The organism is Bacillus sp. SKDU12, assembly GCF_010093085.1.
Taxonomy (GTDB): domain Bacteria; phylum Bacillota; class Bacilli; order Bacillales; family Bacillaceae; genus Bacillus; species Bacillus mexicanus.
This window is the reverse complement of the sequence record NZ_MSRC01000018.1, coordinates 80,244-96,146: the sequence shown is the minus strand read 5'-3', so window position 1 is coordinate 96,146 and position 15,903 is coordinate 80,244. Positions and strand designations below refer to the sequence as shown.

19 protein-coding genes and 1 riboswitch are annotated in these 15,903 nt (G+C 43.6%); of the genes, 5 read left to right on the top strand and 14 right to left on the bottom strand.

Features of this window, described 5'->3' with window-relative positions; genetic code table 11:
• The first annotated feature begins 133 nt into the window (after positions 1-133).
• Complete coding sequence (locus BTW01_RS16540) at positions 134-454, top strand: thioredoxin family protein (RefSeq protein WP_162104086.1); 321 nt, start codon at positions 134-136, stop codon at positions 452-454.
• Positions 455-468: 14 nt separating this feature from the next.
• Here BTW01_RS16540 and BTW01_RS16535 read toward each other — a convergent pair whose 3' ends face one another.
• On the bottom strand, positions 469-1,341 hold the full coding sequence (locus BTW01_RS16535; RefSeq protein ID WP_162104085.1) for a cation diffusion facilitator family transporter: 873 nt from the start codon (positions 1,339-1,341) through the stop codon (positions 469-471).
• Between the two features lie 247 nt (positions 1,342-1,588).
• Here BTW01_RS16535 and BTW01_RS16530 point away from each other — a divergent pair, with 247 nt between their 5' ends.
• Complete coding sequence (locus BTW01_RS16530) at positions 1,589-1,753, top strand: Fur-regulated basic protein FbpA (RefSeq protein WP_162104084.1); 165 nt, start codon at positions 1,589-1,591, stop codon at positions 1,751-1,753.
• The gene (gene fbpB / locus BTW01_RS16525; RefSeq protein WP_162104083.1) at positions 1,740-1,886 is read left to right on the top strand and encodes a Fur-regulated basic protein FbpB; all 147 of its coding nucleotides are present in this window, start codon (positions 1,740-1,742) and stop codon (positions 1,884-1,886) included. The genes BTW01_RS16530 and fbpB overlap by 14 nt, the downstream gene beginning before the upstream one ends.
• Positions 1,887-1,967: 81 nt before the next feature.
• Here the strand turns inward: fbpB and BTW01_RS16520 are convergent, their stop codons facing one another.
• From BTW01_RS16520 to dctS, 9 genes are all read right to left on the bottom strand, one after another.
• A complete protein-coding gene (locus BTW01_RS16520) occupies positions 1,968-3,113 on the bottom strand; it encodes an acyl-CoA dehydrogenase family protein (RefSeq protein WP_162104082.1) in 1,146 nt (381 codons plus the stop codon).
• Positions 3,114-3,241: 128 nt separating this feature from the next.
• Positions 3,242-3,577 (bottom strand): hypothetical protein, encoded by a 336-nt coding sequence (locus BTW01_RS16515; protein ID WP_162104171.1) that lies wholly within the window; start codon positions 3,575-3,577, stop codon positions 3,242-3,244.
• Positions 3,578-3,672: 95 nt separating this feature from the next.
• Positions 3,673-4,440 carry an ABC transporter permease gene (locus BTW01_RS16510; RefSeq protein ID WP_162104081.1) on the bottom strand — a complete coding sequence of 256 codons (768 nt, stop codon included), beginning with the start codon at positions 4,438-4,440 and terminating at the stop codon, positions 3,673-3,675.
• Entirely contained in the window at positions 4,433-5,359 is a 927-nt protein-coding gene (locus BTW01_RS16505; protein ID WP_162104080.1) for an ABC transporter ATP-binding protein, read from the bottom strand. Before BTW01_RS16505 ends, BTW01_RS16510 begins: the two co-directional genes overlap by 8 nt.
• A gap of 89 nt (positions 5,360-5,448) precedes the next feature.
• Positions 5,449-6,687, bottom strand: coding sequence for a dicarboxylate/amino acid:cation symporter (locus BTW01_RS16500; protein WP_162104079.1), 1,239 nt, complete (start codon positions 6,685-6,687; stop codon positions 5,449-5,451).
• Positions 6,688-6,755: 68 nt separating this feature from the next.
• Positions 6,756-6,886, bottom strand: a riboswitch (cyclic di-AMP (ydaO/yuaA leader).
• 47 nt (positions 6,887-6,933) lie between these two features.
• The gene (locus tag BTW01_RS16495) at positions 6,934-7,986 is read right to left on the bottom strand and encodes an AI-2E family transporter (RefSeq protein WP_162104078.1); all 1,053 of its coding nucleotides are present in this window, start codon (positions 7,984-7,986) and stop codon (positions 6,934-6,936) included.
• 272 nt (positions 7,987-8,258) lie between these two features.
• Positions 8,259-9,524 carry a C4-dicarboxylate transporter DctP gene (dctP, locus tag BTW01_RS16490; RefSeq protein WP_162104077.1) on the bottom strand — a complete coding sequence of 422 codons (1,266 nt, stop codon included), beginning with the start codon at positions 9,522-9,524 and terminating at the stop codon, positions 8,259-8,261.
• Positions 9,525-9,643: 119 nt separating this feature from the next.
• Entirely contained in the window at positions 9,644-10,324 is a 681-nt protein-coding gene (locus BTW01_RS16485; RefSeq protein ID WP_162104076.1) for a response regulator, read from the bottom strand.
• Positions 10,314-11,921 carry a two-component system sensor histidine kinase DctS gene (gene dctS, locus BTW01_RS16480; RefSeq protein WP_162104075.1) on the bottom strand — a complete coding sequence of 536 codons (1,608 nt, stop codon included), beginning with the start codon at positions 11,919-11,921 and terminating at the stop codon, positions 10,314-10,316. Before dctS ends, BTW01_RS16485 begins: the two co-directional genes overlap by 11 nt.
• A gap of 70 nt (positions 11,922-11,991) precedes the next feature.
• On the opposite strand from dctS, the gene BTW01_RS16475 reads away from it, so the two are divergent.
• Complete coding sequence (locus BTW01_RS16475; RefSeq protein ID WP_162104074.1) at positions 11,992-13,044, top strand: TRAP transporter substrate-binding protein; 1,053 nt, start codon at positions 11,992-11,994, stop codon at positions 13,042-13,044.
• Between the two features lie 86 nt (positions 13,045-13,130).
• Positions 13,131-13,952 (top strand): manganese catalase family protein, encoded by an 822-nt coding sequence (locus BTW01_RS16470; RefSeq protein WP_162104073.1) that lies wholly within the window; start codon positions 13,131-13,133, stop codon positions 13,950-13,952.
• 36 nt (positions 13,953-13,988) lie between these two features.
• On the opposite strand, the gene BTW01_RS16465 is transcribed toward BTW01_RS16470, so the two are convergent.
• The 4 genes from BTW01_RS16465 to BTW01_RS18545 form a co-directional block, all read right to left on the bottom strand.
• On the bottom strand, positions 13,989-14,327 hold the full coding sequence (locus BTW01_RS16465) for a YdbC family protein (RefSeq protein WP_162104072.1): 339 nt from the start codon (positions 14,325-14,327) through the stop codon (positions 13,989-13,991).
• On the bottom strand, positions 14,321-14,662 hold the full coding sequence (locus BTW01_RS16460) for a cupin domain-containing protein (protein ID WP_162104071.1): 342 nt from the start codon (positions 14,660-14,662) through the stop codon (positions 14,321-14,323). Before BTW01_RS16460 ends, BTW01_RS16465 begins: the two co-directional genes overlap by 7 nt.
• Positions 14,663-14,794: 132 nt before the next feature.
• Complete coding sequence (gsiB, locus tag BTW01_RS16455) at positions 14,795-15,166, bottom strand: glucose starvation-inducible protein GsiB (RefSeq protein ID WP_162104070.1); 372 nt, start codon at positions 15,164-15,166, stop codon at positions 14,795-14,797.
• A gap of 278 nt (positions 15,167-15,444) precedes the next feature.
• Positions 15,445-15,645, bottom strand: coding sequence for a hypothetical protein (locus BTW01_RS18545; RefSeq protein ID WP_238391433.1), 201 nt, complete (start codon positions 15,643-15,645; stop codon positions 15,445-15,447).
• Positions 15,646-15,903: the final 258 nt, after the last annotated feature.

The following is a 15,903-nucleotide window of genomic DNA, read 5'->3' as shown; positions in this document are numbered from 1 at the left end:
ATTCATCTTTACTATCTTATCACTTTCACGAGAAAATGATCTAATTATTTTTGGGCATGCTGATGTTGAAGGCATATGTATGTAATTCCTTTTTATTTTATATTAAAATGACATTGAAAAGGAGATGTGACATATGAAAAAAATCACAACAAACGAACAATTTAATGAACTGATTCAATCTGATAAAGAAATCGTCGTGAAATTTTATGCTGATTGGTGTCCAGATTGCACACGCATGAATATGTTCATCGGCGACATCTTGGAAGAGTACAATCAAAACGATTGGTATGAGCTCAATAAAGACGAGCTTCCTGATTTGGCTGAAAAATACCAAGTAATGGGCATTCCTAGCTTGCTTATTTTCAAAAACGGTGAAAAAACAGCTCATCTTCACAGCGCCAATGCCAAAACGCCTGAAGAAGTGACTGATTTTTTATCTGAACATATAAGCTAATTCGTTTGACAGTCTTATTTTATGTCGTCAGGCTCTACATGAACATGAACATGAGTGACATCATGTTCATGTTTTATTTTGTCTTCTACTTCATCTGCCACGCCATGTCCTTCTTCTACTGTAAGCTTCGGATCAACCGTGATGACCATCTCAATATGAACTGCGCTCCCTAGATATCTTGCTTTTACATCTTTTAAACGATGTACATTCTCAATCCTGCCAACGGTCTGTTTGTAAGGCTCCAAATCTTTCACATGAAATCCGTCTGTTAAAGAATGTGAAGCGTCTTTAAAGATATCCCATGCCGTCTTGCAAATGATGAGGCCAATGATAAAAGCTGTTACCGGATCAATCCACGGCAGCTGCAGCCGGGATGCTATCACGCCGATAAATGCTCCGGCACTAACAAAAGCGTCTGACCTGCTGTCCTTTGCCGCTGCCATCAGGGCAGAGCTTTTAATGGATGCGGCCAGCCGTTTATTATATAAATAGACGCCGTACATAAACACGGCACTGCCTAAAGCCGTCCATGCGGCGATTAGACTTGGCGTTTCTGTTGTTCCGCCCGTAATCGCTCTTCCTCCGCCGATTAACACTTCAATGCCGACAGTCATCATAATAAAAGACGCAACAAGAGACGAAATCGTTTCAGCCCGATAATGGCCATATGGATGGTCACTGTCAGCCGGTCTTTGAGAAATGCGCAGCCCGATCAGCACCGCTGCTGACGCAACAATATCTGTCCCATTATTTAATCCGTCTGCTCTCAGCGCTTCAGAGTGATAGAGAGTCCCTATGAAGAGCTTCACCACAGTAAGAATGACATATGCCAAAATATTGAGGAGCGCCCCTTTTTCTCCCTTTTTCAGATTTTCCGTCCGCTCCATTGAATACCAGCCTCCATTCTATGGCTTAGTATGGTTCAAAATATGAAAAATAGCAGCGACAGCATGTAATGAAGAGCGACATTTCGACAGAAAATATTGCCCGGGAAACTTTTTGTCGATCTGTTGAACACTTTAATTTATCAGAAAAATAAAACTACTATTGTCTTTACAGGCTATTCTGAACATTGTATACTCAATTTAATTGATAATGATTATCATTTTTATTTGATTGGAGGTTAGTGACACAATGACACCTCAGTCAGCAGACATCAGAAAAACAAAGCTCATTCATCTGTTAATACAGAATGGTATATACAAAAAGTCAAAGCGTCATTTGTATGAATTGTCGCTGACGGAGTTAGAAAGCGAATATACACATGTCAGGAGGGCGCAGGGATATGCCGAAGCGTAAAGTGAAAACCTACCAACAACTGATTCAGGAGAACAAAGAGGCGATTATCGGGAATCCAAAGCTGATGAACATCATTTATGACAGGATCGACCGCAAGCATCTAAAAAACCTGCAAAAGCAAAACAATGCATAAAAAAGAGCCGTGAAGGCTCTTTTCCAGATTGTTGACAAAATCCTAAAACGGTTTGCGTTTTAGGATTTTGTTATCTTTTCTTCATGACTCAAATGCTTCTGCAGCCAATTTTTGGATCACCGCGTCATCCATCGGCGGGTTATGAAGACCGGCGCGCACATCGCGATAATAGCGCTGAAGCGGATTGGTTCGTTCAAGGCTTCTGGCTCCGACAATTCTCATTGCTTTATCGACAACAGACATTGCCGCATTTGTAACGATATGTTTCGCCGCACCGAGCTCACTTCTTAAATGAGGGCGGCGCTGAGGATCATCATACAATTGAGCGATATGAAAAAGAAAATGTTTGGCATTGAGCAGCTCAAGCTCCATTTCGCCAGTTCTTTGCTGTACGGCCGGGACATCTTTGATCGGCCCCTTCAAACTGTTTGGCGAATACTCAGATGCGAATTGGACCGCATAGTCTCGTGCCGCTCGAGCAATGCCCAGATAAACCGCCGGGATGTGAAGCAGCCAGCCATTCGGCTTCGCTCCCCGAGGCCCTTGAAGCAATTCCACCAGCTTCTCCTCTTCAAGCGTTACCTCATTCAGTACAAGGTCATGGCTTCCTGTCGCCCGCATCGCACTCATATCCCACGTTTCTTCAATCGACAAACCGGGGTCATCTTTATGAATGAGAAACACGCCTGTTGTTTGTTTTTCCTCAATCCATGCCGTCACTAAAAAATAATCCAATGCTTGTGACATCGTGGTGAAGGTCTTTCTTCCGTTCACTGTCCACTTGCCATTCTTTTTAACGGCGTTGGTGCCGGGACGCCCTCCTCTTGTCGGGCTTCCAGTTTGCGCTTCTGTCGCTGCCCTGTTGATGACGGCTCCGTTTTGAACTTCCTTCGCAATACATGCAAACACGTCTTTATCCCAGGTGTTTCCTTCTCCAAGCTCTCCGATTACGCTCAAATGCCAGCCGATACTTAGTGCTGTGGGAGCGTCTCCCCGCGCAAGCCGTTCTTGAAACAAAAGCATATCGTAAACAGAAATGCCTTCTCCTCCAAAAGATGACGGCAATGTTAATGACGTATACCCGGCATCACGCAGTTTTTGTATTTTTCCCACAGGAAAACGCCCCTGTTTGTCATCTTCAGCTGCTGTTTGCTGACATTCATCCGCAATCCGTCCGATTTTCTCCACCCATCGCCGCTGTTGATCGTTTTGTATAAATAATGACATCCGGAAGCCCTCCAATTTCTAATTCCGATAAATTTAATAAGTATTATAGATTTCCTGCCGGCATTCCGCAACTGTTAACCTTTCTCTCCGGAATTGAAAAAACGCCGTTCCTCTAAGGAACAGCGCGATTACACAGGATTTGCATCCCGGTCTTGTTTCATGCCGAGATAAATCAGCATATATGTCAGGTAACCCATTGTCATCACCAGACCGCCGAAGAAAAAGCTCGAAAAAATCGGCTCTTCAAAAGCAGTTACTGCCGCAAGCACAATCCAGCTTGCATACAGATAGACGATAAAATAACGGATACCCGTCTTCATTTTATATATCATGTACAGCCCCGCGAGAGAAAACAATCCAAGTGCGAGTCTGAAATAAACAAGATGTTCAAACTGAAACATGAATGACACAAATGAGAATCCCAACAGCAATACAATCGGTAAAGCGGTAATAAAGTTTCTCAGATCGAGACACCTCCGTTAGTACCTATAGTATAAACCAAAAGATCAAATCATATTAATTTACGTGAGCTTTTTCACAAAAATGTCATTCTTTTCCTCTAAACCCGAACATCCCGTTTGCAGAAGCACCACCAGCCAACGGCGATAAAAAATATGGCATGTATGATGATAATTCCTACTGAAAACCACGGCGTCATGCCTGAAAACAGGACTGTCTGTCCGCTGCTGTATTGAGTGAAATCAGTATTTGCAAAAAGCAAAAAGCTGCCCCATTTGTTTTCAAATAGCTTCATGAGCTGAACAAGTGTACTCGCTCCATATAAAACAACAAAAGAAACGACAACTGCAACTGCGCTGTTGCGGAACAGCGAAGAACAAAGCAGTCCGAATAACCCCATCATGACAGCTTCAAGCCAATTTGACCCAATCAGCTCCAAAGTATTCATCAGCAATGTCTTTGAGTCTGCGCTTACTGATGTGCCAAAAAAGATGAGACCGAATAACAATGCCAAAATGTAGTATGCCAGATACAAATAGAAACTGACCAGCACAACTGTGATTAATTTGGACCAAAAAATCTTTTGGCGTTTTACCGGGCGAATAAGCAGAAATTTGATCGTCTTTTTATCAAATTCCATTGAAACAATTGTCGCTGCAATCACGATCGTTAAAGCCTGCAGCAAGATGTTCAGGCTCGGTGTATATGATAAATAGCCGATGAAGTTTTCATCTGTTCCGGCACTGATGACTATCCGTTTAATGATCAAAGCCATGAAAAATTGAAACACCGCCATCAGGATGAGAGATACCAGTGTGACCTTCCGATTGAAAAGTTTCATATGTTCATTCCAAATTAATTTAGACAAGCTCTTCTCCCTCCTCTTGATGAGCGGTTGTCGCTTTTATAAATTCATCCTCGAGTGATTGCGTGTAAGGCGTAATGGAAAAGACATTCAGGCCTTGTCCGACAAGTGAACGGTTTAGCTCCGGAATGTTTTCTTTCGCTATTTCAATCACAATCGCTCCGTCTTGCCGCTCCGCATGATATTGATTGCCTGTCAGCCAATTGAGCGCTTTTTCTTCCGGCTGCACTTCAATGACCGCTTTCTCTGTTTTTTGATCTGTTCCATGCAAGCTGACTTCCGCTTTGATCTCACCTTTTTGAATAATGATGACACGGTCGCACAGGTCTTCAACTTCACGCAATAAATGAGTGGCGAACAGGACTGCTGTTCCTTCTATTTCTGCGAGCTCCTTGATATGATCACGAAAATCTTTCATACCCGCCGGATCGAGACCGTTTGTCGGTTCATCTAAAATAAGAAGCTTCGGCCGGTGAATAATCGCTTGTGCAATACCGAGACGCTGACGCATGCCTAAGGAATAAGTTTTCACCTTATCGTGGATCGCTGATGTCAGACCGACACGTTCGACTACCTCATCAAGCCGTTCATCTGCAATCTTTTGATGCATATTCGCAAAGTGCTTGAGGTTTTCCCAGCCAGTCAAATACGGATAAAATTCAGGATTTTCGACGATCGCCCCAACGGCCTCCATCGCTTTTTCAAACTCTGTATCATGATGGAATCCGCTGATTGTCACACTTCCGCTATTTTGTTTTAACAGCCCGACGATGATACGGATGAGCGTTGTTTTTCCAGAACCATTCGGACCGAGGAGACCGATGATTTCACCCTCCATGACATCCATGCTAATCTGTTTTAAAATTTGAGTAGACCCTATCTTCTTATCGAGGCCTTCAATATGTAAAATCGGCTCAGCCATAAAGCCTTCCTCCTTTTCGACAAAAATAAACAGTGCCTAAACATTAGGCACTGTTTGTATTATAGCATTTGTTGCTTCCAAATGTTTGGTTAAACCGATAGAGTCGGCGCCTGCTCAGGCTGCTTATTCTTCTCTGTTTCTGTAATGACGACGGCACAGGCCGCGTCTCCTGTTGTGTTCACTACTGTGCGGAGCATATCAAGCAGGCGGTCAATTCCGAGAATTAACCCGATCCCCTCAACAGGCAGGCCGACAGATTGAAGCACCATGGCGAGCATAATCAGGCCGACTCCAGGAACACCCGCGGTTCCGATACTTGCTAAAACAGCCGTCAGTATCACCATCAGCAGCTGAGTGAATGTCAAATCATGACCAAATACCTGCGCAATGAAAACGGTGGCTACCCCTTGCATAATGGCTGTTCCGTCCATATTAATCGTGGCGCCGAGCGGCTGCACGAAGCTGCTGATCGGCTCAGGCACTTTTAATTTCTTCTGTGCCACATCCATGGATATCGGCAGAGTCGCATTGCTGCTGGATGTACTGAATGCAACGACCATGACCTCTGAGAAATTTTTAAAAAATGTAATCGGATTTTTTCTGGCTATAAGCGCAATCGTAGATCCGTAGGTCACGATTGCATGGATCAGTAATGCAATTGTGACCACTATCATGTACAAACCCATCGCTTTCATTGCACTGAATCCTTGGCTTCCGATAGCTGTCGCAATCAGACCGAATGTACCATACGGAGCGAATTTCATGACAAGATTCACCAAGTACATCATCAATTCATTTCCTTGTTCAACGACTTTGAGGAGCATATCCGCTTTTTTTCCGAGCATTGTAATCCCAAGCCCGACAAAAATGGCAAAAGCGATAATTTGCAGCATATTTCCTTCTGTCATCGCTTGAACTGGATTCGCAGGGATAATGTTCAGAAGAGTGTCGGCAATACTTGGGGCTTTTTCAGCAGTGAATTCGGCAGACGATGTATCATACGTCCCGAACTCTCCCGGTTTAATAACAAGAGCTAAAATGATGGCAATGGTAATGGCCACCGCTGTTGTGAGGAGAAAATAAGAAATCGCCTTGACACCGATTCTGCCAAGCTTCTTAGGATCACCCAGACCGGCTACTCCGAGTGTCAGTGAGAAAAAAACAATCGGAACGACAAGCATTTTAATAAGATTTAAAAAGATGGTGCCAAGCGGACCGAATACAAACTTATTTAAATTTTCAAATAATTCAGGCGATGTGACATTAAGAACAATCCCTGTCACCGCACCTAGCACCAAGGCGATGATAATCTTTGTAGCCAGTTTCATCTGCATTCCTCCCCTTTTTTTGAAAAAAGCCCGCGAGAGACCCCCGCGGACTTTGAATCATCAAACCACAGGACTCTCTTCACGCTGATGAGGTTAGCTGACGGGTTCGGACGAAGAGATGTCCGTTTTTCAGATGAAAAATTAACCCCAAAAGATCGGGTCCCCCACTCCTTACGAAAGGATTAAGCGTGTGGCTTACTTTTATATGATTAGTTTATTTATACAGAAAAGTTCCAATTTTGTAAACTATTTTTTGTTACTTTTTTCTCGTGATCTTTTAGGTCCTTCTTCCTTGTTAGTGACATCTAGAATATCAAGAAGAAATACAAAGATCGGAATCCCAATAATTAAACCCCATATGCCGAAAAAGTGCTCAGAAAAAATGAGGACTGTGAAAGTGAAAAAGATCGGCAGCTCCGTTTTCGCAGACATCAGCTTCGGATTTAAGAAATATGTTTCGACCGCATGAATGGCGAATATGACGAGCACAATGTAGAGAACGTAAATTCCGCCGCCAGTGCTGTAGGCGATAATACTGAGCGGGATCAAAGAAATGACGACACCCGCTACAGGGATCAATCCAAGGAAGAACACCATAATCGAAAGCCCGAACAGCTGCGGGAAATGCATAATCGAAAGCGCGATAAACGTCAGCACACAGTTGACGAGCGCAATGATGAATTGAGCTTCAAGCACCTTGCCGAACGTTCTTGCAAATTTGCTTCCGAAAAAAGCAATCTCCTCATAAAAAACCGCCACTTTGCTCGTTTTAAATTTCGCCATGAATTCAGAAAGCCGCTTTTTCTCAAATAAGAAAAACATGCTGAGAATGAGCGCCATTACGATCTGCAAACCGAATGTGCTAATATCGGCCAGATACGTATACACCACATTGAAACCCTCTTTGACATACGAGCTGATATTAATATCTCCGAAAACACTTGTGATTTCATCAAAGAAAGGGATGGTGTCTGGGTGGTACGCAATATGTTTAATCTGCTTCACCAGCTGCTGAATCTGCGCCGCGACGACCGGATAAAATACAAATCCTCCCACAGTAAGCAAAACGGCCAACAGGATATAAAGAAACGTTATAACAACCCGCTGGCTCACGCGGAAGAACCGGCTTACAAACTGTCGTACAACAAGTTCTAACCGATCCATAAGAAAAGTGAAAATGAAGGTCAGCAATATTAAGTTGATCATGCTCTTAAATAAATATAACACACCAGTTAATACGACAAAGATGGAAAAACGTCTTACACCCGGGTGCTGAAAAAATTTAACTAAAGCGGTCATTTATACACTCCTGTTAGGACAAACGTCCTTCATTCAATATAGTATCCATTTGTAAATTATATAACAAAAAAATGCTGAGGTCTCTGTCCATACCTTAATAATTCTTAAACAATTAAAAAAACGGCCCTTGATGGACCGTTCCGGATAGTTGATAACATCCTAAAACGGGTTATCGTTTTAGGATGTTATCATTTTTTCAAAAAAATTGAAACTCTTGAAGTTCAGTAGGGACGAGCACCTGACACCGCATGCAAGAGTATGACACCGTTTTTTCAGACTGCTGTTTTCATTTTTTTCATGCCGTCAACAGCCTCTATGCTTTTGGCTTCATCGAATTCGTTTTCGCTTTTTGCAACAATGATCGTCGCGATTCCGTTTCCGATCAGGTTCACTATTGCTCTACCTTCACTCATAAACCGGTCGACTCCCAGCAGAAGCGCAAGTCCCTCCAGCGGAATGACCTGAAGCGCTGACAGTGTTGAGGCAAGGACAATAAATCCACTTCCCGTCACACCTGCCGCTCCCTTCGATGTCAGCATCAGAACGAGAATAATTGTAATTTGCTGACCAATGCTGAGGTCTACTCCAAACACCTGTGCAAGAAAAACAGTCGCCATCGATAAATAAATGGATGTGCCGTCAAGGTTGAACGAATAGCCCGTCGGAATAACAAGCCCGACAACGGATTTTGAACAGCCGTACCGCTCCATTTTATCCATCATTCGCGGAAGCACCGATTCTGAAGAGCTGGTGCCAAGCACGATTAGAAGCTCATCTTTAATGAAGCGCAAGTAATTCCACAGGCTGAATCCGTACAGCTTACAGATAAGATTTAAAGCAACAAATACGAACAGGAACATCGTAATATAAACCGACATCATTAAGCTTGCGAGCGGTTTGATAGAGTCAAGACCGAAGTGCCCGATCGTATATGCCATCGCCCCAAATGCCCCAATAGGTGCGGCGCGCATGATGTAGCCGATGATTTTGAAAAAGACGTGAGAAATTTTGTCGAAGAAATCAATGACGCTTTTTCCTTTTTCACCTAATGCCGCAAGACCGACTCCGAAAAGAATAGAAAAGAATAAGACCTGCAAAATGTCCCCTTTTGCGAAGGCATCAACCATGTTAGACGGAACAATATGTGTGATAAATTCAATCCAGTCGATTCCCTGACCGCCATTTTGCGTGTATTGTGATACATCTCCCTTTTCAAGCTTGCTGTAATCAAGACCCGCGCCCGGCTTCATCATATTGACGACAAATAAACCGATAATAAGCGCGAGGGTGGTGACAACCTCGAAATAAATAAATGCTTTTCCGCCTACTTTCCCGACCTTCTTCATATCGCCCATTTTTGCAATCCCAAGAACGATTGTGAAGAAAATGATTGGAGCGATCACCATTTTAACTGCATTGATAAATGTATCGCCTAGCGGTTTCATTTCTTTGCCGGCATTTGGCCAGACCAGCCCGACAATGACCCCGATGATGACCGCAGTTATGACCTGAACTGTTAAATTTTTAAACAGTTTCATATTCTTCATCCCCCTGTCCTATTCGCCTTTGTGTCTTTCTTACTATAATGATAGCGTTTTCATATAATTGGGGGAAGTTTATGATCATAACGGACATTTTGGTCTTTTTGGTCTCAGGTTTATCTTTTCAACACATAGCGATTGACGGGCCGGCCGACTCCGCCGTATTGAACGTCCAATTGAATCGCTCCGGTTTTCTCCAAATAATCAAGGTATCGTCTGGCTGTCACTCTGGCGATGCCGAGCGCCTTGGCGACCTCTTCCGCAGAAAGAGATGCGTTTTGTTTGTTCATAATAGCAGTAACTTCATTCATCGTGAAATGATTGAGCCCTTTCGGAAGATTTTGCACGGCCTGCTGCGGAATATTCAGAATTGCATCAAGCTGTTTCTGAGACAGCGTATCGCTCGCTTCTATTTTTTGTTTGTATTGCTTGTACTTTTCAAGCGCCTGTCTCATTCGCTCAAGCTTAAACGGTTTTAAAATATAGTCAGCCGTCCCATTTTGCAGCATAAGAGAGATCGTTTCTTTGTCTTTTGCAGCGGAGACGACAATGACATCGACTTCAATTTTTTGCTTTCTGATCTCCTGTAAGGTTTTGATTCCGTCTTTTTTCGGCATGTACACATCGAGAATGACGAGATCGGGCTGTTTTTCTTTAATCAGCTTGATCCCTTCTTCACCGTTTCCTGCTGTTGCACAGACGGTAAAGCCTTTGACAGTTGTGATGAAATCCTTATTTACCTCTTGAACCATCGGATCGTCTTCGATGAGCAGAACCTTCCATTCCTTACGAGCCATGCTGCAATTCCTCCCCCTTCATTGGAAAAACGATAGAAAAAGATGTTCCCTTACCCGCGTATGAATCAACCTCTATCGCGCCCGATCCTTTGTCTGTTATTTGTTTCACTAAATAGAGTCCATAGCCTGTGCCGCCTGCTTTATTGACCGTGAATCCTTTGTCGTAAAGGCGCGGCATGTGTGCCGGTTCAATCCCGCAGCCGTTATCTTCTATTAAAATAGCAAGGATATCATCTGCTTGTTCGATGCTGATATCAATGCGTTTGTCATCAGACTGAACCGGTTCAAATGAACCGAAAGCATTTTCAATCAGGTTGCCGAGAAGCACGACGAGATCATGCTGATCAACGAGCTCAGGAAATTGCTGAAGACTGCTGTTTTCATCAATATGAACAGCAATGCCGAGCTCTCTTCCCCTTCTGGTTTTACTTAATAGCAGACCGGCAACGGCATCATTTTGAATCGAGCGGTGCAGAAATTCGGTCGCGTTTCCCTGCTCCGCTGACGTCTGGAATGCAAGCTGCAAGGCTTTTTCAGATTTCCCCAGCTGGATCAGACCGGCGATCGTATGCAGCTTATTCATATGCTCGTGATTTTGGACGCGGAGCGCTTCCACAAAGTTTCTGACGCCAGTCAATTCCTCTGCCATCTTCGCCGCCTCTGTTCTGTCCTGAAAAATCGCGACAGCCCCGATAACTTTTTTCTTCATGACGATTGGAATTCTGCTGCTCATAATCACCTTTCCGCTGACACGAATTTCTTCATTATAAACCGCTTTGTTCTGCTCCACGATTTCCGGCAGGCGTGAATCCTTGAGGACGTCCCAAATCACCTTCCCGACCAGATCCCCCTGCACTTCAAAGATCTGTTTCGCTTTTTCATTGAATATCGTGATGATGAGCCGATTATCAATGGCAATGACGCCTTCATTCATGGAGTGAAACGTCGCTGTCCGTTCTTCATACATGCGGACAATCTCATGAGGCTCAAGCTGAAACATTTGTTTTTTAATATGGCGGGCCAAAAGAAAGGAACCTGCGAGGCCGAAGCCGAGTGTCATCACAACGATGAATGTGATATCACGCTTCAAATGAAGCAAAATGTCTGTGATCCCCGGCAATGTTTTTCCGACAAGCACAACGCCTATCTGGTTCAGATCATGATCCTTCACCGGATAAAAAGCGCGGACCGCCGTGCCGATTTCGCCCTTTGCTTCTGAGAAATAAATGTGCTCCGCAAACGCCGCCTCTTCGTCGGCACCCTCGGATTTTTTGCCGATGCTTGTGCTGACAGGATGTGTGTAGCGGATGTGGTTCATATCCATGACGACAATATAGTCTGCCTCATTAATCATCCTGATTTCTTCAACTGCGTGGCGAAGATCTTCTGTTTGATTTTTTCGCGCCAAAGCCTCTTTTGCTTCTGTCATTTCCGAGACTGTCCGAGCAGTATTCATCAAACGTTTTTTCAGCTCCCGCTCCTCTGTGTGCTGGATATTGCCGATAAGCACAATGCCGCCGATCAAAAAGGAGAAAATGACGAGAATGTAGGATAAGATCGTGATTTTCCAACGGATTGAGAGCTTCTTTTTGTTCATCAGCTTCTCCTTTCAGGTCTTTACGAATGGCATGGCCCCTATTATTCTTAACTTAGGGGGAGGGCTGTTCATGAAAAGTTTGCTTGCATGTCTTGCACTGATGGCTGCCGGAATTGCAACCGCTTTATTTATCGGGTTCCATGATCATACTGGCCGTGAAAAGATTGTTTATGACGACGACCAGGAAGGCTTACAGGATCAACGCGTGTTTACATTCAGCCATGTGGTTGCCGAAAATACGCCAAAAGGGCTGGCCGCCAATAAGTTCGCCGAGTTGGTGAATGAGAAATCCGGCGGTAAAATAAAAATTGAAGTCTTTCCGAATGGAAGCCTGTATTCAGACATTGAAGAAATTGAAGCATTGCAAAACGGCGATGTTCAATTTATCGCCCCCTCCACATCGAAGCTCGGCATGCTCTCGCCTGAATGGGGCGTGCTGGATCTGCCGTATGCATTTACAAATTATGATGCCGTCAAAAAAGGGCTGAACGGCAGTATCGGCACACAGCTGTTTAATTCTTTAAAGAAAAACCAATTAAAAGGACTCGCCTATTGGACAAACGGCTTTAAGCAAATCACGACAAACCAAGGACCGGTCAAAGAACCGGATGATTTAAAAGGACAAGCTCTCCGCATTATGCAAAGCGATGTGATAGAGGATCAGTTCAAGCTGCTTGGCGCAGCGCCTCATCAAGAATCCTTCAATTCTACCTTTCAGCTGTTAGAGAACAATGTAGTCGATGGCGAAGAAAATACAATCTCAAATATCTATTCTAAAAAATTTTATAATGTTCAGGACTATTTGACAATAAGCAGCCACGGTTATCTTGGTTATGCTGTCATGACTGATGAGCATTTTTGGAAAACACAAACACCGGAGACAAGACGCGTCTTGACTGAAGCGATGAAGGAAACGACGGAGTGGAATGAAACGCATGCCGAAAAAATGAACAAGGGACAGCTGGAAGAAATCAAAAAAAATTCTTCTATTAAAATATATGAGCTGTCAGATCAAGAGAAAAAAGAATGGATGAAGCGCCTTGATCCTATTTACCGGCAGTATGAGCCCATTTTGGGCCGCAAGCTGATTCAAGAGCTTTTAAAGCTGCGTGAAGATTCATAGCCCATCTTAATACGCTATTTTTCGTTTATCTTTCAAACGATCGGAAATATAGAAAGAGATAGATAAATGAAAAAGGAGATGGGTACATGTTTAAGCACACAAAAAGGCTGCAGCATCCTGCTAAGCCAGATCGTCCAGATCCATTATTCGCTAAAAAAATGCAAGAAATTTTAGGCGGGCAATTCGGAGAAATTTCCGTTGCCATGCAATACTTATTTCAAGGCTGGAGTACAAGAGGAAATGAAAAATACAAAGATTTGCTGATGGATACGGCAACTGAGGAACTCGGTCATGTTGAAATGATCGCCACAATGATCGCCAGACTTCTTGAGGATGCTCCGCTTGACCAGCAGGAAAAAGCTGCTGAAGATCCGGTCATCGGCTCTATCTTGGGCGGTATGAATCCTCACCATGCGATTGTATCAGGACTCGGCGCCATGCCGGAAAGCAGTACAGGCGTACCTTGGAGCGGCGGCTATATCGTAGCGAGCGGAAACCTGCTGGCAGACTTCCGCGCCAATCTGAATGCGGAATCTCAAGGCCGTCTGCAGGTTGCACGCCTATTTGAAATGACGGATGACAAGGGCGTTAAAGATATGCTCAGCTTCCTGCTGGCGCGTGACACGATGCATCAAAATCAATGGCTCGCGGCCATTAAAGAATTAGAAGCACAGGAAGGTCCGATTGTGCCGGGAACATTCCCGAAAGCACTCGAAAAACAAGAGTTCTCGCATCAGCTGATCAATTTCTCTGAAGGCGAAGAAAGCGCCGGGCAAATCTGGCTGAACGAAAAAGCGCCTGACGGAGAACCGTTTGAATATGTAAAGGAACCAAAAGCTTATGGAGAAAAACCTGAGCTAAAACCAGCACCGCCTTTCGTTCATGATACACTTCCGGGACGCGAGTAAAGACAAAAGCCCAAAACACAATGTTTTGGGCTTTCATTATGCCTTCAAAACAGTCCAGTCTGGTTCGTATTGAATGTCTGGGTTATGTAACAGATCGTGCTCTTCGTATAGCGACACTTCTATCGAATGCATCCCAGCCTTCTGTCCGTTTCCATCGTAAATGCTGTCGTGTTCGTTCTTCATAAAATGATCATAGGCGGCTCTGTTTTTCCAAACGCTGATGATTTCTGCGGTTAGCAGTCCATCTATAGTTTTCCACCAGCCGCCTGCCTGTTTGATGAAGCCATTTACATGTGATAATGCTCCCCACTGCGATTTTGCAAATGCTTCAGCGTTTGCATCGTCTATTTCACACACAATCTTTTTGATCAGCATGACGCACCCTCAGTGATAACTGTTTCCGCATGCTTATGCTCGACACAGAGATTCACGGTTCTGACGTAAGAGCGCGTGCGGTGAACTGTGCCTTTCGGAATGAGCAGGCTGTCATTCGCTTTGAGTGCCGCGGTTTCTTTGTCCTGAAAATCGATCAGCAGCTCCCCTTCAAGAACGATAAATAATTCATCTGAGTGGGGGTGATAGTGCCAGTCATATTCTCCCGTAAACACAGCAAGGCGCACGCAGTGGTCGTTGACCTCTGAGATTGAAAAATTGGCGTGCTTGTCTTTGACTTCATTTGCGATGGCGAGCAAGTTTTGCATCTCGGACATTAGCGAAAACCCCTTTTTCACTTATTGTATCGCAACACCGGCTTAGATCAAGAAATCCCCATCATAAAAAGCGATCCAGCTGATGCGCCGGATCGCTTTTTATTTACAGGTTGTCTGCCTTGTTGTTTTTGATTAGTCGTTGTTGCGGGCGTTTCCACCTTTTGAGCCAATTTCTTGGTAGAATTCTTTATCATGATTTTTGCTTGTTGTCTCTCCGCCTTTACGGCCGATTTCTTGATAGAATTCTTTGTCATGATTTTCGCTAGTGGCTTCTCCGCCTTTTTCACCGATTTCTTGATAGAATTCTTTATCATGATTTTCGCTAGTGGCTTCTCCGCCTTTTTCACCGATTTCTTGATAGAATTCTTTGTCATGGTTTTCGCTAGTGGCTTCTCCGCCTTTTTTGCCAATCTCTTGATAGAATTCTTTGTCATGGTTTTTGCTTGTTGTTTCTCCGCCTTTTTTACCTGCTTCTTCTCTGCTCATTTTGTTATTGTCTGCCATTTTGAATTCCTCCTTTAATTGGTGTTGGTTGTTGTATTCCCGCTGGCAATTCTTTTAAACAAACAAAACACATCGGGTGTGTTTTTGGACTGTCGAGAAGTTTTCCTTAACACACACACTCTCCTGTAATAAAGTAAAAGGAAGACTGACAGCTGGAGCAGAAGCACATGCTTAACAGATACAAAGTTTTTTTGATGAAAGTACACGACTTGCGGATGTATATGGCATAAGCTGCTTACCAGATAAAGCCGATTGAGGATTTAATAGATAAAATCCTGTTACCATAAATGTAGAGCAAGAAACGAAAATGCCCATGCACATATGCCGAACATGACAAAGAACCGAAGAAAAGTTTCATATGTTGTCAGTCTTCGTTCTCTTTTTGTTTTCCTTAATCTCCAATAAAGAGCGTAGCCGGATAACAATAAAATGATTTTCCCCAGTTGTGACACGGACTCTAAAAGTTTAATGCCATTCATTGTTTCACCTCTTATTTTATTATCACAGACGAAAAAATCGTTTCCAACAGTTATATAAAATTAAGCAATCCAATGGCATAAAAATAGAACTCTGGTTCACTTTATGGAATACAGAACGTTTTTTTAAAAAAGAGCAGACCTTTAAAGGACTCTGCTTTATTTAATCTGATAAGTAAGAGTTATTTTTTAGAAGACCCGCCAAAAGTAATTCTTAAACCAATAGCCTTGATCATTGCAATAGTCCAATAATATGAACTA

Bases quoted from the DNA above. Each gene is read 5' to 3' on its own strand.
- BTW01_RS16540 (WP_162104086.1), top strand. From the start codon at position 134: ATGAAAAAAATCACAACAAACGAACAATTTAATGAACTGATTCAATCT.
- BTW01_RS16535 (WP_162104085.1), bottom strand. From the start codon at position 1,341: ATGGAGCGGACGGAAAATCTGAAAAAGGGAGAAAAAGGGGCGCTCCTC.
- BTW01_RS16530 (WP_162104084.1), top strand. From the start codon at position 1,589: ATGACACCTCAGTCAGCAGACATCAGAAAAACAAAGCTCATTCATCTG.
- fbpB (WP_162104083.1), top strand. From the start codon at position 1,740: ATGCCGAAGCGTAAAGTGAAAACCTACCAACAACTGATTCAGGAGAAC.
- BTW01_RS16520 (WP_162104082.1), bottom strand. From the start codon at position 3,113: ATGTCATTATTTATACAAAACGATCAACAGCGGCGATGGGTGGAGAAA.
- BTW01_RS16505 (WP_162104080.1), bottom strand. From the start codon at position 5,359: ATGGCTGAGCCGATTTTACATATTGAAGGCCTCGATAAGAAGATAGGG.
- BTW01_RS16500 (WP_162104079.1), bottom strand. From the start codon at position 6,687: ATGAAACTGGCTACAAAGATTATCATCGCCTTGGTGCTAGGTGCGGTG.
- BTW01_RS16495 (WP_162104078.1), bottom strand. From the start codon at position 7,986: ATGACCGCTTTAGTTAAATTTTTTCAGCACCCGGGTGTAAGACGTTTT.
- dctP (WP_162104077.1), bottom strand. From the start codon at position 9,524: ATGAAACTGTTTAAAAATTTAACAGTTCAGGTCATAACTGCGGTCATC.
- BTW01_RS16485 (WP_162104076.1), bottom strand. From the start codon at position 10,324: ATGGCTCGTAAGGAATGGAAGGTTCTGCTCATCGAAGACGATCCGATG.
- dctS (WP_162104075.1), bottom strand. From the start codon at position 11,921: ATGAACAAAAAGAAGCTCTCAATCCGTTGGAAAATCACGATCTTATCC.
- BTW01_RS16475 (WP_162104074.1), top strand. From the start codon at position 11,992: ATGAAAAGTTTGCTTGCATGTCTTGCACTGATGGCTGCCGGAATTGCA.
- BTW01_RS16470 (WP_162104073.1), top strand. From the start codon at position 13,131: ATGTTTAAGCACACAAAAAGGCTGCAGCATCCTGCTAAGCCAGATCGT.
- BTW01_RS16465 (WP_162104072.1), bottom strand. From the start codon at position 14,327: ATGCTGATCAAAAAGATTGTGTGTGAAATAGACGATGCAAACGCTGAA.
- BTW01_RS16460 (WP_162104071.1), bottom strand. From the start codon at position 14,662: ATGTCCGAGATGCAAAACTTGCTCGCCATCGCAAATGAAGTCAAAGAC.
- gsiB (WP_162104070.1), bottom strand. From the start codon at position 15,166: ATGGCAGACAATAACAAAATGAGCAGAGAAGAAGCAGGTAAAAAAGGC.
- BTW01_RS18545 (WP_238391433.1), bottom strand. From the start codon at position 15,645: ATGAATGGCATTAAACTTTTAGAGTCCGTGTCACAACTGGGGAAAATC.